Origin of the sequence: Pseudomonas sp. RL_105y_Pfl2_101 (assembly GCF_963970585.1) — a bacterium.
Lineage (GTDB): Bacteria > Pseudomonadota > Gammaproteobacteria > Pseudomonadales > Pseudomonadaceae > Aquipseudomonas.
This window is the reverse complement of sequence record NZ_CAXAPG010000010.1, coordinates 146812-163425: the sequence shown is the minus strand read 5'-3', so window position 1 is coordinate 163425 and position 16614 is coordinate 146812. Positions and strand designations below refer to the sequence as shown.

At 58.3% G+C, this 16614-nt stretch carries 10 protein-coding genes; all 10 read left to right on the top strand.

Annotated elements, in window-relative coordinates:
• The 10 genes from AACY31_RS14280 (at nt 1) to AACY31_RS14235 (ending at nt 16581) form a co-directional block, all read left to right on the top strand.
• On the top strand, nt 1–3576 hold the full coding sequence (locus AACY31_RS14280; RefSeq protein WP_339504642.1) for a glycosyltransferase: 3576 nt from the start codon (nt 1–3) through the stop codon (nt 3574–3576).
• Between the two features lie 153 nt (nt 3577–3729).
• A complete protein-coding gene (locus AACY31_RS14275) occupies nt 3730–7968 on the top strand; it encodes a beta strand repeat-containing protein (RefSeq protein WP_339504640.1) in 4239 nt (1412 codons plus the stop codon).
• A gap of 273 nt (nt 7969–8241) precedes the next feature.
• Entirely contained in the window at nt 8242–9981 is a 1740-nt protein-coding gene (locus AACY31_RS14270; RefSeq protein ID WP_339504638.1) for a type I secretion system permease/ATPase, read from the top strand.
• Nucleotides 9981–11291, top strand: coding sequence for an HlyD family type I secretion periplasmic adaptor subunit (locus AACY31_RS14265; protein WP_339504636.1), 1311 nt, complete (start codon nt 9981–9983; stop codon nt 11289–11291). The genes AACY31_RS14270 and AACY31_RS14265 overlap by 1 nt, the downstream gene beginning before the upstream one ends.
• 213 nt (nt 11292–11504) lie before the next feature.
• Nucleotides 11505–12278: a glucose-1-phosphate cytidylyltransferase gene (gene rfbF / locus AACY31_RS14260; protein WP_058545679.1), complete on the top strand. Its 774-nt coding sequence runs from the start codon at nt 11505–11507 to the stop codon at nt 12276–12278.
• Nucleotides 12260–13342: a CDP-glucose 4,6-dehydratase gene (rfbG, locus tag AACY31_RS14255; RefSeq protein ID WP_339504633.1), complete on the top strand. Its 1083-nt coding sequence runs from the start codon at nt 12260–12262 to the stop codon at nt 13340–13342. Before rfbF ends, rfbG begins: the two co-directional genes overlap by 19 nt.
• Nucleotides 13339–13899, top strand: a complete 561-nt coding sequence (gene rfbC / locus AACY31_RS14250) for a dTDP-4-dehydrorhamnose 3,5-epimerase (RefSeq protein WP_339504631.1) — start codon at nt 13339–13341, stop codon at nt 13897–13899. Before rfbG ends, rfbC begins: the two co-directional genes overlap by 4 nt.
• Nucleotides 13899–14768, top strand: coding sequence for an NAD-dependent epimerase/dehydratase family protein (locus AACY31_RS14245; protein ID WP_339504629.1), 870 nt, complete (start codon nt 13899–13901; stop codon nt 14766–14768). The genes rfbC and AACY31_RS14245 overlap by 1 nt, the downstream gene beginning before the upstream one ends.
• Entirely contained in the window at nt 14758–15828 is a 1071-nt protein-coding gene (locus AACY31_RS14240) for a class I SAM-dependent methyltransferase (protein ID WP_014337142.1), read from the top strand. Before AACY31_RS14245 ends, AACY31_RS14240 begins: the two co-directional genes overlap by 11 nt.
• A gap of 15 nt (nt 15829–15843) precedes the next feature.
• Entirely contained in the window at nt 15844–16581 is a 738-nt protein-coding gene (locus AACY31_RS14235) for a cephalosporin hydroxylase family protein (RefSeq protein WP_014337143.1), read from the top strand.
• Nucleotides 16582–16614 lie beyond the last annotated feature (33 nt).

The following is a 16614-nucleotide window of genomic DNA, read 5'->3' as shown; positions in this document are numbered from 1 at the left end:
GTGAAGTCACTTCCGCTCGTCAGTATCGTTATCCCCGCCTACAACCCTCGGTTCTTCGACCAGGCACTGCTCAGTGCCCTGGCCCAAACCTACGAACACATCGAGATCATCGTTTGCGATGATTCGCCTGGCGATGAGATTCGCCAGATCGTCGATTCCTTCGCTGAGCCGTCCCATCCGATCCGCTATCTGCGAAACCCGCAGCGACTGGGGCTTCAGGGCAACCTGTTGCGCTGTGTCGAAGAGGCCAGCGGTGAGTTCATCAAAGTCTTGTGCGATGACGACCGTCTATTCGCACCGAGCATTGCGATGCAGGCCCAGGCGTTGATGGATCATGCTGACGTGAGTGTGGTGTTTGCGCTTCGGCTGTTGTGCGACGCAGGCAACTTCATCTTGCCACCCCGGGTGGATAACTGCCGCTTCTCGCCGAATGACGCCTTGCTCAAGGGCGATGACATGCTGGCGATTTTCGAGAGCACGCCAACCAACTTCATCGGCAATTTCAGTTCGACCCTGATGCGTCGAGCCGATGTGCTGGAATTGTTGCCCGCCCTGATTCAGGACGGTGCCGGTTTTGTTGCGGTGCTCGATTTTGCTTTGTTTGTCTGTCTGATGCGGCGCGGCAATCTGATTGCCTTGAATACCGTATTGAGCATCGAGCGTCTCTACCCGGAGCGTTTAAGCAAGACCCCGGAAATGCTCAAGGCTGCCAGATTAGAATGGGAATGGCTGGCGCAGATGCTTGTTGCGCGCAGCGGTGAAGCGGCTCCAGCCTCGGGTTGGGTGCGCTGCATCGATTTGAATAAAATCACTGACCAGCCTCATGCCTGGCAGGAGCTCTGCGTAACCCGCGTGCTGGGCAACCGCAATACCGTCGTCAATGGTCGGGTAGGCGCCCAGAGCGAGAGCTATGCCGAGTTCTACCGTGAATGGCTGTCGATTCGTCGTTTCAGTGAGGTCGAACGGCGTGTCATGCCTGCGCGCATCGACAGCTGGCCGTTGCGTCCGAACATCGTGCCCATTGTCATCGACGGTGCTGGTGACGATGTGGCATTGGCGTCCACGCTGCGCAGCATAGACGGCCAGCTCTATCCGGCCCAGGCTGTCGTGGTGCTTTCCGACGCCCGTTGCGAGGCCAATGACCGGGTGTTGCAGTTGCCCTATCAGCCCGATTGGGCGCGGCAACTCAATGCCATTGTCCCGCAGTTGGAGGGCGCGCATTGGTTCTATCTTCTGCGCGCTGGCGATACCCTCCGTGATTCAGCGTTGTTGATCCTGGCCGAACGCGTGGCCGGGAAACCGGGAATCCTCTGCGCTTACAGCGATGAGGGCGCACTGGTAAACGGCGAGTCCATCGAGCCGGTATTCAAGCCTGATTTCAACCTCGACCTGATGCGCGCCTATCCCTACGTCGGCCGGGCCCTGGCCTTCGAGCGTGAGCGTTTCATGACCGTGGGCGGTTTCGACCCGGCCCATGGCGAGCTGGCACCTCACGATTTGCTCTGGCGGTTGGTAGAAGAGGCTGGCCCGCAGACCATCGAGCACATTGCCGAGATTCAGGTGGAATCCAGCCTCAGCTTTGCCCAATGGTTGTCGAGGCCCGAGGTCATCGAGGGCAACGCCGCGATGGTGGGGGCACACTTGGACCGCATTGGGGCGGTTCATGAGATTCGCCAGGATACGTTGCCGTTGATCAATCGCATCGACTACCGACACGGCTCGCGCCCCTTAGTGTCGATCATCCTGCGCACCGGTCACTCGCTTGCAGCATTGCAGCGTTGTACCGAAAGCCTGATCGAACGTACGGCCTATACTCACTATGAAATTCTGATCGTGGACAGTGGCATCCGAGACCTGGCCATGCTCGATTGGCTGGCGAACATGGCGCAACTGGGCGCGAACATGCTGCGCGTATTGCGATACGCCGGCGATGACAGCGATGCGGCGGTGCACAATTTTGCTGCGGGCCAGGCCCGGGGCGAATACTTGCTATTGCTCAGTCCGCAAACAGTCATTTGTGAAAATGACTGGTTGGACGAACTGATCAATCATGCCCAGCGTCCCGAAGTTGCGGTGGTCGGTGCGAGAATACTCAGCCCCCAAGGCACGATTGTTGGCGGCGGGCAGGTCCTCGGGTTGGCCGGGCCGGTGGGCACGCCATTTTATGGTGAGTCGGCAGCTTCTCGCGGCTATATGCAGCGCTTGCACACCACCCAGAACTGGAGCGCAGTCAGTGGCGATTGCCTGATGGTGCGCAAGCAGGTGTTCGAAGACCTCGGCTGCCTGGACGACGCCACCTTTACTCTCGGCCTCAGCGATGTCGATCTGTGCTTGCGTGCAGGCAAGGATGGCTACTTGGTGGTCTGGACGCCTTATGCGAGTGTCATGCAGGTGGTTGCTCCACGGTCATCATCGGATCAATCCGAAGAAACGACACTGTTGGAGCGTGAACGCGAAATTTTCTATCGCAATTGGTTGCCCCAGATTGCCCGTGACCCTGCCTACAGCCCTTCTCTGACACTGGGAGCATCCAGTTTCAGCCTGGAACCTTCTCTGCGTCACAACTGGAATCCCTTCTGCTCTCGTGCTTTGCCACTGATACTTGGCCTGCCGGTCAACGCTACTGCGGTTGGTCATTATCGCGTCACGGCCCCATTGGCCGAGCTCGAAGCCGCGGGGAGGGTGATCGCCCGGGTGGCCTATGAGTCACCTACGACCGTTGATATCGAGCGATTGTCTCCAGATACCATCGTATTGCAGGGGCGCTACAGTGAAGGTTCCGCAGGCGACATCCTGCGGATGAAGAAATATTCCGGCGCCTTGAGAATTTTCGAACTCGACGACTATGTGGTCAGCGCGCCTAAGAAAAACACCCACGCCCGTAACAAACCGGTCAACACCGAGCAGATGCTGCGCGAGGGGATTGGTCTGTGTGACCGGGTGGTGGTGACGACCCAGCCGCTGGCCGACGCCTTGTCCAGCATGCATAGCGAAATCCGGGTGGTACCCAACATGCTGCCGCCCGAACCTTGGGCCCGGTTGGCCAGCCGGCGCGGAACGTCATCCAAGCCCCGGGTTGGATGGGGCGGCGGGACCAGCCATAGCGGTGATCTGGAAATCATTGCCAACGTGGTTAAACAGCTCGCCAACGAGGTGGAATGGGTGTTCTTCGGGATGTGTCCGGACGCGTTGCGTCCCTATATCCATGAGTTCCATGGTTCCGTCGGGTTGCACGCTTACCCGTTCAAACTGGCCAGCCTGAACCTTGACCTGGCGCTGGCGCCGCTGGAGTTCCACATCTTCAACGACTGCAAGAGCAACCTGCGCTTGCTGGAATACGGTGCCTGTGGCTACCCGGTGATTTGCACCGACACCAAGGCCTATGACGGATTCCTGCCATGTACCAAGGTGCGCAGCAACAGCACCGAAGAGTGGATCGCGGCGATCCGCATGCACCTGGCCGATCCTGATGCCAGTTACCGCATGGGCGATGAATTGCGTGAAGCGGTGTTGCGGGATTACATGCTCAACGGTAAGAACTTGCAGCATTGGTTGTGGGGGTGGTTGCCGGATTGACTCCGAGGGAAAAAGGCGACATCAGTCGCCTTTTGTCTCATCTGAATCTCCAAGCTTATAGGCCGATACCGGCAAACGGTTTTTTTATCACAAGTGGTGTTCCACTGCCGCTTGGGAGGCGCCCGCTTTCACAACGGAGCAAGGAAGAAGCAAATGGCAGTGATTAATGGGACAAGCGGCGTAGATACGCTGGCCGGAAGTAGCGGGGATGATGAGGTTTATGGTTTAGGTTCGAATGATGTTCTTCTGGGCAGTGCTGGGGCGGACAAACTGGATGGGGGGACAGGAGTCGATACAGTGGATTATTCCGCATCGACGGCTGCCATTAACATTGATCTTCGTAACGGTGTCGGCAGGGCTGGCATCGGTGGCGATGCGGAAGGCGATACGTTATCGGCGGTGGAAAAGGTGATCGGGACGGCTTTCGATGACACTTTCACCAGCGCGATCGGTAACGTGACATTTGAAGGGGGCGCTGGGAACGATATCTACAACGTTGCTACCACCGGCGTGAAGATCATCGAGCAGGACAATGGCGGCTTCGACGAACTGCGTACTAGCGCCGCAACGACCACCATGGACGTATTCGTCGAAAAAATGGTGTACACGGGCACGGGCTCTTTTACCGGTTACGGCAGCGCTAGCGACAACATCATTATCGGCGGCGCAGGCAATGACGTGCTGTTCGGCGGTGACGGCGCCGACCAGTTCTTTGGTGGCGCGGGGCTGGATGTGGCTGGTTATACCGACAGCAAGGTGGCGGTGAATATTAACCTTAAGACCGGTGTTCACTCCGGCATCGCCACCGGAGATACCTTTACCGACATCGAAGTGATCCGTGGTTCGAATTTGAATGACACCTTCGTGGCGGATGGCCGGTCGATCGGTTTTGACGGCGGCGCGGGTGTCGACACGGTTGATTACTCGACGTCGACCGAAGCGATCAATGTCGATATTCGCATCTATAAAGGCCTGCCTGGAATTGGCGGTGATGCCGAGGGCGACACGCTGGAAGGGATCGAAAAAGTCATCGGTACCGCATTCAATGACACGTTCACCAGTGCCTGGGGAGCCGTGACCATGGAAGGTGGTGCTGGAGACGATCTGTATACCGTCAACACCAGCGGGAATAAGACAATCGAGCTGGCCGATGGCGGTTATGACGAAGTGCGCACTAATCAAGCGACCTTCACTCTGAACCCATTCATCGAGAAGCTGACCTATACCGGCACGGCCGCCTTCACCGCTTACGGCAACGCCAGCGACAACATCATCACCGGCGGCGTGGGCAACGATGTGCTGTTCGGTGGTGACGGCGCCGACGAGTTCTTTGGTGGCGCGGGGCTGGATGTGGCTGGTTATACCGACAGCAAGGTGGCGGTGAATATTAACCTTAAGACCGGTGTTCACTCCGGCATCGCCACCGGAGATACCTTTACCGACATCGAAGTGATCCGTGGTTCGAATTTGAATGACACCTTCGTGGCGGATGGCCGGTCGATCGGTTTTGACGGCGGCGCGGGTGTCGACACGGTTGATTACTCGACGTCGACCGAAGCGATCAATGTCGATATTCGCATCTATAGAGGCCTGCCTGGAATTGGCGGTGATGCCGAGGGCGACACGCTGGAGGGCATCGAAAAGGTCATCGGTACGGCATTCAATGACACGTTCACCAGCGCCTGGGGAGCCGTGACGATGGAAGGCGGGGCAGGGGACGATCTCTATACCGTCAATACCAGCGGCAACAAGACGATCGAGTTGGCTGACGGCGGCTACGACGAAGTACGCACTAATCAGGCCACCTTCACCCTGAACCCGTTCATCGAAAAACTGACCTACACCGGCACAGCGGCTTTCACTGCTTACGGCAGTGTCACCGACAACATCATCGTCGGCGGCGCAGGTAACGACGTGCTGTTCGGCGGTGACGGCGCCGATCAGCTCTTCGGCGGCGCGGGGCTGGACGTGGCCGGTTATACCGACAGCAAGGTGGCGGTGAGCATCAACCTCAAGACGGGTGTTCACTCGGGCATCGCCACTGGCGACACCTTTACCGACATCGAAGTGATCCGTGGCTCGAATTTGAACGACACCTTTGTGGCGGACGGCCGGGCGATCGGTTTTGACGGCGGCGCGGGCATCGACACGGTGGATTACTCGACGTCGGCCGAGGCGATCAATGTCGATATTCGCGTCTATAAAGGCCTGCCTGGAATTGGCGGTGATGCCGAGGGCGACACGCTGGAGGGCATCGAAAAGGTCATCGGTACGGCATTCAATGACACGTTCACCAGCGCCTGGGGCGCCGTGACGATGGAAGGCGGGGCAGGGGACGATCTCTATACCGTCAATACCAGCGGCAACAAGACGATCGAGTTGGCCGATGGTGGCTACGACGAAGTGCGCACCAACCAGGCCACCTTCACCCTGAACCCGTTCATCGAGAAGTTGACCTACACCGGCACGGCCGCTTTCACCGCCTATGGCAACGCTAGCGAAAATATCATTATCGGGGGCGCAGGCAACGACGTGCTGTTCGGCGGTGACGGAGCCGACCAGTTCTTCGGTGGCTCGGGGCTGGACGTGGCCGGTTATACCGACAGTAGCGAGGCCATGTACATCAACCTCAAAACCGGAGTTTATTCGGGTATTGCAATTGGTGATACCTTTACCGACATCGAAGTGATCCGCGGCTCAAGTTACAACGACACCTTTGTAGCGGACGGTCTGGCGATTGGCTTCGATGGTGGTCTGGGAATAGACACGGTGGATTATTCGACCTCGGCCGAAGCGATCAATGTCGATATTCGGGTCTATAAAGGCTTGCCTGGGATTGGCGGTGATGCCGAGGGCGACACGCTGGAAGGGATCGAAAAGGTCATCGGTACGGTGTTCAATGACACGTTCACCAGTGCCTGGGGTGCTGTAACGCTGGAAGGAGGGCTCGGTGACGACGTCTACATCGTCAACACCAGCGGGAACAAGACGGTCGAGCTGGCCGATGGCGGCTTCGACGAAGTATTTACTAGCCAGGCCATCTTCACCATGGACCCGTTCATTGAGAAGATGACCCACACTGGCACGGCGGCATTCACAGGCTACGGCAATACCGGCGATAACATCATCATCGGTGGCGCAGGCAACGACGTACTGTTCGGCGCCGCTGGCGCAGATCAACTCATTGGTGGAGCAGGCGTGGATGTCGCCAGCTATGGCGATAGCCGGGTAGCGGTTACTCTTAATATGACCACAGGCGTCCATTCCGGTATTGCAGCAGGCGATACCTATCAAGAGATTGAAACGCTGCGTGGGTCGGGTTTTAACGACACCTTCATAGGCGGTTCGCAAGCGATGGGCGTGGATGGCGCGTTGGGAACTGATCTGGCCAGCTATGAACAGTCCTCCAGCGCGGTGACTATCGACCTGACAACCAATGTGAATGCCGGTGATGCGGCAGGCGATACGTTTACCGCGATTGAGATCTATCAGGGCTCCAGCTTCGATGACACCCTGTTGGGCTCTGCTAAAGCCGACATTTTCATTGGTGGTGCGGGCGCCGACGTCATCGATGGTCGCGATGGTGTGGATCAGGCCTGGTACATCAACAGTGCTGCCGCAGTGAATATCAACCTTCAGACGGGTATTCACCAGGGCGGCGACGCCGAGGGCGATGTGCTGACTAACATCGAGCGGGTCATGGGCAGCCAGTTCAATGACTCCATGACAGGAGACAGCCTGGCTAACTGGCTGGAGGGTGGGCTGGGCAGCGACACCATCTACGGGGGCGATGGCGCCGATTACATCTATGGCGGCTTGTACACGGCTACAGGCCCGATGCTCCCCGGTAGCTCTACCAACGTTGCCCAGGCCGACCAGCTCTATGGCGGCCTCGGCAATGATGCGATCACCACGGCCAGCCTGGACACCGGAACAGTGGCTTATGGCGAGGCTGGTAACGACGGTATCGCGGTGTTCAGCGGCACTGCTGACGGTGGGGCCGGCAACGATACTCTGTTGGGCAAAGGGGATGGTTTCCGCTTATTGGGTGGGGCAGGCGATGACACTTTGACTGTCGCCGAAGGTGGTCAAGGGTTCGTCAATGGAGGCCAGGATGACGATACCTACGTCATTGATACCTACGGCCAGGTCACGATCAAGGATGACGGCGCAGGAGGATTTGATCGGGTGATGCTGAATGGAATGGAGTCGATGGACACGATAACGACCGTACGAAGTGGCAATGATGCCTATATCTTCAACACCTCCAGCTACAATTCAGGCCAACCTCTTTCGGACATGGGCGTGAAGCTGCAGGACTGGTACGCGGGCTTCAACACCATCGAGCAGTTCCATACGTCCAATGGAGATGTCTTTACGATCCCCGCATAACACCTGCGAGCGCTCCCCCTTGCCCGGGGCGCTTGATCAAGAGCAGGGCTACAGGAGCGCCTCTGGGTCTTATTGACCAGAGGCGTTTTTTTTGCCCGCAGCATGGGCACAATCTTGCGCAGGCGAGTCCTGCCGTAGGCGGACTGTCTGGTGCGGAACTTGCAGTCCAGCGCAAAGCGCTCGAAGAGCGTCAAGTTTCCTTACGCGCTCTGTCATCAAGTCAGTATTGACTGGTGACATGGATGTCATGAAAAACCAAGGGATGGAAAGCAGTTGAAAACCCCTAACGCTGTCAGTGCGCCTGTTGTCGCGCCTCCATTGAAATCGGCACTGCGTCGGGGGCTGATAGGCGCTGCGCTGTTTTCCGGGGTGATCAATATCCTGGCGCTGATTGGCCCGGTGTTCATGCTGGAAGTCTACGACCGGGTCATTCCCAGCCAGAGCGTCCCGACCCTGGTCGCCCTGGGGCTGCTGGCGCTCGGGGTTTATGCGCTTTCGGGCCTGCTGGATATCATTCGCTCCCGAGTCATGGTGCGAATTGCTTCCTCGCTGGATCTGACGCTCTCTTCGAGAGTCTTCAACGTGATTGCCGGTGCTTCGCTGAAAACGCCGATTACCGGAGACGCTTTGAAACCGGCCCAGGAGTTGGACCAGATCCGCAGTTTTATTGGTGGTCCGGGACTTGTGGCTTTTTTCGATTTGCCGTGGATGCCGGTTTACCTCGCAGTCTGCTTTTATATTCACCCGCTCTTTGGTCTTTTGACCGTCGGCCTGATGATCATCCTCATCGGTCTGACCCTGATCACTGACCGGCAAACCCGCAAACTGATGCAGGCGTCGGCCGATGCGTTGAACAAGCGCAATCACCTGGGTCAGCAAGCACACCAGAACGCCGAAGCGCTGATGGCCATGGGCATGTTGGCCAACACGTCGACTATCTGGCAGAAGAATCACAGCACCTTCATCACCCTGCAACGACGCTCGATCGACATCGGCGGTTTTTACGGTGGCATTTCCAAAACCTTGCGCCAGGTCGTTCAGTCGGCCGCCCTGGCCTTGGGGGCATGGTTGGTGATCCAGGGCGACTTGAGCGGCGGCACGATGATCGCGGCCTCGATTATTGTGGCGCGGACCCTGGCACCGGCGGAGCAGGTCATTGCCTCGTGGCGCAGCCTGTTGGGTGCCCAGATCGCCTGGAAGAAGCTGCTGGAAGTGTTCTCGCTGTTCCCGGATGCCCAGAGCAAGACCGAGCTGCCCGCGGCCCATCGCAACTTGCAGGTCGAAAGTGTTTTCGCCGCGCCGCCCGGCGCGCAGCGCCTGACCTTGCAAAATATCAACTTCATGGTCGCCGCGGGCACTGCCGTGGGGGTGGTGGGGCCGAGCGCATCGGGCAAGTCGTCATTGGCGCGGGTGCTGGTCAACGCCTGGGCTCCGGCTCGTGGGCATGTCCGGCTCGATGGCGCGCCGCTGGATCTGCTGACCGAACAGGCTCGAGGCAAGTTGATCGGTTATCTGCCGCAAAGCGTTGGGCTGTTTACCGGAACCGTCGCCCAGAACATCGCCCGGCTAGACCCTTCGGCACCGGACAGTGCGATTGTCAGCGCAGCACAATTGGCTGGGGTTCATGAGCTGATCCTGCAGTTGCCCCAAGGCTATGAAACCCAAGTGGGAGAAGGTGGGGTCAACCTCTCGGCCGGCCAACGGCAGCGGGTGGCCCTGGCCAGGGCATTGTTTGGTGATCCGTTCCTGGTGGTGTTGGACGAGCCGAATTCAAACCTCGATGCCGAGGGCGAACAGGCGCTGGCCAAGGCCATCCTGGCGCTCAAGGCCCGTGGCGCAATTGTGGTGGTAATTGCCCATCGCACCAATATCTTGTCGGTGATCGATCAGGTACTGATCCTCGAGAACGGTGTGCAAGCGGCTTACGGCCCCAGGGATGTCGTCCTTAAACGACCTCCGGCAACGCCCCCCCGGCCCTCCAACAATGTTGTGGAACTGGGAGTATCCAACTGATGCATACCGATCAAGAAATCACCCTGACCGATTCCTTGTCCCGTCATTTGCGTTGGGGGGCGATCTCATTGGTGGTGCTGCTCGGCGGAAGCCTGACTTGGGCGGTGTGCACCAATCTGTCCGGCGCTGTCATCGCCACGGGGGTGGTGGCCGTGGAGGGCAGCGTCAAGACGATTCAGCATCCTACCGGAGGTGTGGTGGCCGAACTGCTGGTCAAGGAAGGGCAGACAGTCGCGGCAGGGGACGTGTTGTTGCGGCTCGATGCCACATTGCCTGCCGCCAGTCAGGCCATCGTCAGTAAATCATTGAACCAGGCCTGGGCCCGTCTGGCTCGCCTGGAGGCCGAGCGGGACAATGCCAGCGAAGTGACGGTGCCAAAAGAGCTGCTGAGTCGTATGAGCGTGGAAGAGGCCAAGACAGTCATGGCCAGCGAGCAGCAACTGTTCATCGACCGCCGCGCTTCCCGGGAAGGCCAGAAGAAGCAACTGCGCGAGCGTGTTCAGCAACTCAACGAAACCATTGCCGGTCACGACCTCCAGCAAAAAACCAAGCTTGAGGAAATCGAACTGATTGATAGCGAATACCAAGCCGTCAAAAAGCTGTTCGACAAAGGCATGATGACCCTCGACCGGGTTAACGCCCTGGCTCGAGGTATTGCCCGCTTGCGCGGAGAGCGGGGACAGTTGATGGCGTCCATTGCCGAGGCGCGGGGCAAGATCGCCGAAACCGAGCTGCAACGACTCCAGGTTGACCAGACTTTCCGCAGTGAAGTGTCTCAAGAGCTGAGGGATTTGCTGGCCCGTCAGGGCGAGTTGATCGAGCGGGAAATCACGGCCAGTGATCAGCTCAAACGCATCGACATCACCTCGCCGATTGCCGGGCGCGTGCAGCAATTGGCCGTGCACACAATCGGTGGTGTGATCTCACCGGCCGAGGGGCTCATGCAGATCGTACCCGCCGACGATGAACTGCTGGTGGAGGCGAAAATCAGTGCCCAGGACATCGACCAACTAACGGTCGGGCAATCCGCGACCTTGCGCTTGAGTGCGTTCAATCGCAGTACCACGCCGGAACTGACCGGCACCGTGGTGCGGTTGTCAGCGGATCTGATTCAGGATGAGCGCACCGGGGTGGGGTTTTATCGGGCAGGTATCAAGATTCCTCAAAGTGAATTGGCAAAACTGCAAGGGCTTGCCCTGGTGCCGGGAATGCCCGTGGAGTCGATGATCCAGACCGGCTCCAGGAACGTCATGTCTTACCTGCTCAAACCAATCAGCGACCATGCCCAACGAGCATTCAGAGAGGGCTAGTTCTTCATTCTGAATGGCTGGTGAGGTTATAAACGCCAGAGCCTTAGATATCAGCATTCGCTGGCGCGTTTCCTGCAAGCCCCCCTCTTATCGCCATAAAACGAGCGCTCGCGGCCCATCGCAGCGCCCGGATCGGCATTGAAGGTGTAATCCCCGCGCCAGCAAAGCGAAACAACGCTTGGCTGAGCCCGGGGATGAACAAGAGGGGAGACGATGAAGGCAGTTATCTTGGCAGGTGGTCTCGGCACGCGGATCAGCGAGGAGTCGCACCTCAAGCCCAAGCCGATGATCGAGATCGGTGGCAAGCCAATTCTTTGGCACATCATGAAGCAGTATTCCGCCCACGGGATCCACGACTTCGTCATTTGCCTGGGCTACAAGGGTTACGCCATCAAGGATTTCTTCGCTAACTACTTCCTGCACACTTCTGACGTCACCTTCGACATGTGTAATAACCGCATGGATGTTCACCAGAACTACAGCGAGCCATGGCGCGTGACCCTGATCGACACGGGCGAAGAGACCATGACCGGCGGGCGGCTGCGTCGGGCGGCGCGTTATCTGGAAAACGAAGAGGCGTTTTGCTTTACCTATGGCGACGGCGTCTCGGACCTCAATATCGGTGCGCTGGTGGATTTTCACTTGGCGCACGGCAAGCTCGCTACGGTCACGGCCGTCCAGCCGCCGGGACGCTACGGCGCGCTGGAGCGTAATGGCGATACGGTCCTGGGCTTTACCGAAAAACCCCGGGGCGACGGTGGCTGGATCAACGGTGGTTTCTTTGTACTCTCGCCGAAGGTCCTGCCTTATATCGCTGACGACCAGACTTCCTGGGAGGCCGAGCCGCTGGCGGCATTGGCAACGGAACAGCAACTGCAGGCGTTTCAGCACGACGGTTTCTGGCACCCGATGGACACCCTGCGGGATAAAAACCACCTCGAAGCCCTGTGGCAAAGCGGGGAGGCCCCATGGAAACAATGGGACTGAGCCCGGAGTTCTGGCACGGAAAGCGCGTGCTGGTCACCGGTCATACCGGTTTCAAGGGCAGTTGGCTGACGCTATGGTTACAAAGCCTGGGCGCCAAGGTCAGTGGTTTTTCCCTAGACCCGGCCACCCAACCGAACCTGTTCGAGCTGGCGCGGGTAGGCGAGGGCATCGATGATCGGCGTGCTGATCTACGTGACCTCGGCGCCTTGCTGGAAGTGCTTGCCGAGATGCAGCCGCAGATTGTCCTGCACCTGGCGGCCCAGCCGTTGGTGCGCGAGGGGTATCGCGACCCGTTGGGGACCTATTCCAGCAATGTCATGGGCACCCTGAACCTGCTTGAGGCGATCCGTCAGATTGGCGGCGTGCGCGCCTGTGTATTGGTGACCACCGACAAGGTCTACGCCAACCAGGAGTGGCTGTGGCCCTATCGTGAGAATGAACCCTTGGGCGGTCACGACCCCTACAGCAGCAGCAAGGCCTGTTGCGAATTGTTGGCGCAGTCCTATGCCGCATCGTTCTTCTCGACGCGGCGTTACGCCGAACACGGCCTGGCGCTGGCCACGGCGCGGGCTGGTAATGTGCTGGGCGGAGGGGATTTTGCGCCTGAACGTTTGATTCCGGATGTGCTCAAGGCCTGGTCGGCGGACGAGCCGGTGACGCTGCGTTATCCACAAGCTGTGCGTCCATGGCAGCACGCCCTGGAGCCGCTGGCCGGTTATTTACAGTTGGCCGCAGGCCTCTACGAGCAGGGGCCGGAATTTGCCGGTGCCTGGAACTTCGGTCCCGGCGAAGCGGACATGTGCAGTGTCGGTGACGTCGTCCAGTTGCTAGCTGAGCGCTGGCCGCAAGCGCCGGGCCTGCGCATCGAGCCGAGTGATCTGCATGAAGCCGGCTTGCTGCGCCTGGACAGCAGCCGCGCCCGACAATTGCTCGGCTGGCAGCCGCGCTGGTCGCTGCAGCAATGCCTGGCCCGGACCCTCGATTGGCATTTGGCCTGGCAGAACGGCGAAGACATGCGTGCGATAACTCTGAATCAATTGAATCTCTACAGGGGTCGGTTATGACTGATTTCACCCTTCAGGCGTTAGCGCTGGAAGGCTTGTATCTGATCCAGCAAAAAGTCTTCTGCGATGATCGGGGGCGTTTTGCCCGATTGTTCTGTCAGTCCCGCCTCACGCTTCAGGGGCGTCCATTCGCTATTCGCCAGATCAACCATTCACGTACGGTCGAAAAAGGTAGCGTACGAGGCTTGCACTACCAAAAGGCCGGGTATGCAGAGTCCAAGCTGATTACTTGCATACGTGGCGCGGTGTGGGATGTGGTGGTCGATTTGAGACCGCAATCTCCAACCTACCTGCAGTGGCATGCCGAAGAACTGCGAGCCGATGACGGACGCAGTTTGCTGATTCCTGCCGGCTTCGCCCATGGTTTCCAAGCCCTTACCGATGACGCTGAAGTGCTGTATCTGACCGATGCTGACTACGCTCCGGAACATGAAGCCGGCCTTTCAGTCGTTGACCCTGCGCTGTCTATACCTTGGCCGCTGCCTGTTAAAAACCTGTCGGCCAAAGACGCGAGTCATCCGTTGCTGGACAAAGACTTCAGTGGAGTTGAGCTGTAATGGGGCATTCCTCGACCGTGCTGGTCACGGGGGCCACCGGCTTTGTCGGTCGGCATCTGGTCAGTGCTTTACTCGCCAAAGGCTTCAAGGTTCGAGCTTCATGCCGAAACGTCGAAAACGCGCGCGCTATGCCATGGTTTGAAGATGTGGAATTCTGCGTGGCGGACATCCACGCACCAGACCTCGATGTGGGTGTTCTGACCGACGGGGTCGATGCCATCGCCCATCTGGCTTGGCCTGGCCTGCCGAACTATCAGGCACTGTTCCATTTTGAGCGAACCTTGCCGTTGGATTACGCGTTTCTCAAACGCGTGATCGAAGCCGGCGTCAGCCATGTTTTGGTCACCGGTACCTGTTTCGAGTACGGACTGCAAAGTGGCCCATTGAGCGAGACGGTGATCGCACAGCCCTGCACGCCGTATGGTCTGGCGAAACATACTTTGCATCGGTTCCTTGAAGCCTTGCAGCGAGAGCGTGCATTTACGTTGCAGTGGGCACGCCTGTTTTATCTGCATGGTGCAGGACAGAATCCTAATAGTCTGTTGGCCAGTCTTGATCGGGCGATTGACGAAGGTGATGCGCAATTCAACATGTCTGCGGGCGACCAATTACGCGATTATCTGGAAATCGGACAAGCCGCTTCTCAGTTGGCCTCGCTGATTGCGCGGCGCGATGTCGATGGGGTAATCAATTGTTGCAGTGGCCATCCGGTGTCGGTACGGACGCTGGTTGAACAGCGAGTGCGCGAGCGTCAGTCGGCCATCGCCTTGAACCTGGGGCACTACGGCTACTCGGGTCATGAGCCCATGGCGTTTTGGGGCGATGCCCGGCGGATTTCGCAGCTCAGGAGAGAAGAACATGCAGCATGAACTGTATCGAGCGAGCGGACTGCCGATCCTGCAGAACCGTACATTTGCCACTGCCGAACAGGCTCAGGCATCGGCCAGCGCGGATATCGTGCTGGTGCAGGACAGCCAGAGCGGTCTGGTCTTCAACCAGGCATTCGACGCCAGCAAACTCAGCTATGACGTTGACTATCAAAACGAGCAAGCCCATTCAGCGCAGTTCCAACAGCATCTGAATGACGTCGAAGCGATCCTGGCGCAACATTTCAAAGACAAAAGCCTGATTGAAGTTGGCTGCGGCAAAGGTTATTTCCTCGAAATGCTGCGAGGCCTCGGCTACGCCATCACCGGGATCGATCCTTCCTATGAAGGTGACAACCCTGATGTGATCAAGGCTCCGTTCAGTCGGGCGTTGGGCATGGCGGCCGACGCCATCGTGTTGCGCCATGTGCTGGAGCACATCAGTAATCCGGTCAGTTTTCTGGCTGAAATCGCCGCCGCCAACCAGGGCGGACAGATTTATATCGAAGTGCCGTGTTTTGACTGGATTATTCAGCACAGCGCCTGGTTCGACGTGTTCTACGAGCATGTGAATTACTTCCGCCTTGCCGATTTGCGCGCAATGTTCGGGACGGTGCACGAGGCTGGGCATTTGTTCGGCGGCCAATACCTTTACATCGTTGCGGATCTTTCCACTTTGCGCAGCACGCCCGCCGAGGCACCACAGCCGCTGATGTTGCCGGAAAATTTCACCGCCAGCCTCGACCGCGCCGTGCAGATCATCCGGGGCGAGCCCGAGCAAGGTTCGGCGATCTGGGGCGCGTCGTCCAAAGGTGTGATCTATTCATTGGCGCTGCAACGCGCGGGCGTTGCGGTGGATCGAGTGGTGGATATCAATCCCGCCAAACAGGGGCGCTACTTGCCTCTGAGTGGTGTGCGCGTGTCCTCGCCCCAAGAGGCGATGGAGACCTTGCCCGAAGGCGCCAATCTGTTTGTGATGAATTCCAATTACCTCGAAGAGATCAAACGGATGACCGGTGGGCGCTACGTCTATCACGCCGTTGACAGCGCTTCGTTCCAATAACCGCGAGATTCGAACATGACCGACAATACCCTTCACAAAGCTTTTGAAGCCCAATGCCAAGCTGAAATCTCAGCTCAAGGCCAAGACGAGAAAGTCGTTGCACTGGCCAAGGAATTTTTCAACGAATCGGCCCGCCACAAGTACAGCTACCATTTTTCATGGATGGGTCGGCCGATCATCCAGCTGCCACAGGACATGATGGCGATGCAGGAGTTGATCTGGCAGATCAAGCCTGACCTGATCATCGAATGCGGCATCGCTCACGGCGGTTCGATCATTTATTACGCCTCGTTGCTGGAGCTGCAGGGGCATGGCGAAGTGCTGGGCATCGACCTGGATATCCGCCCTCATAACCGCGAAGCCATCGAGAGCCACCCGATGAGCAAACGCATCTCGATGATCGAGGGGTCGAGCATCGATCCGGCCATCGCCGAGCAAGTCCATGCAGCGGCCAAAGGCAAGAAAGTCATCCTGGTGCTCGATTCCAACCATACCCATGATCATGTGCTCGAAGAGCTGCGCCTGTATGCGCCGCTGGTCTCGGTGGGGAGCTATTGCGTGGTGATGGACACCGTGGTCGAAGACATGCCAGCGGACTTTTTCCCGGATCGCCCATGGGGCCCTGGCGATAACCCGAAAACCGCCGTATGGAAATACCTTGAGGAAAACGCTGATTTTGAAATTGACCAGCAATTGCAGAACAAGCTGCTGATCACCGTTGCTCCAGACGGTTATCTGCGTCGGGTTCGTTAATCCATCCGTTTCAAGTCATTGGCGTCTGGCAGG

Excerpts from the sequence above, each read along its gene's own strand:
- AACY31_RS14275 (WP_339504640.1), top strand. The coding sequence starts at position 3,730 with ATGGCAGTGATTAATGGGACAAGCGGCGTAGATACGCTGGCCGGAAGT.
- AACY31_RS14265 (WP_339504636.1), top strand. The coding sequence starts at position 9,981 with ATGCATACCGATCAAGAAATCACCCTGACCGATTCCTTGTCCCGTCAT.
- rfbF (WP_058545679.1), top strand. The coding sequence starts at position 11,505 with ATGAAGGCAGTTATCTTGGCAGGTGGTCTCGGCACGCGGATCAGCGAG.
- rfbG (WP_339504633.1), top strand. The coding sequence starts at position 12,260 with ATGGAAACAATGGGACTGAGCCCGGAGTTCTGGCACGGAAAGCGCGTG.
- rfbC (WP_339504631.1), top strand. The coding sequence starts at position 13,339 with ATGACTGATTTCACCCTTCAGGCGTTAGCGCTGGAAGGCTTGTATCTG.
- AACY31_RS14245 (WP_339504629.1), top strand. The coding sequence starts at position 13,899 with ATGGGGCATTCCTCGACCGTGCTGGTCACGGGGGCCACCGGCTTTGTC.
- AACY31_RS14240 (WP_014337142.1), top strand. The coding sequence starts at position 14,758 with ATGCAGCATGAACTGTATCGAGCGAGCGGACTGCCGATCCTGCAGAAC.
- AACY31_RS14235 (WP_014337143.1), top strand. The coding sequence starts at position 15,844 with ATGACCGACAATACCCTTCACAAAGCTTTTGAAGCCCAATGCCAAGCT.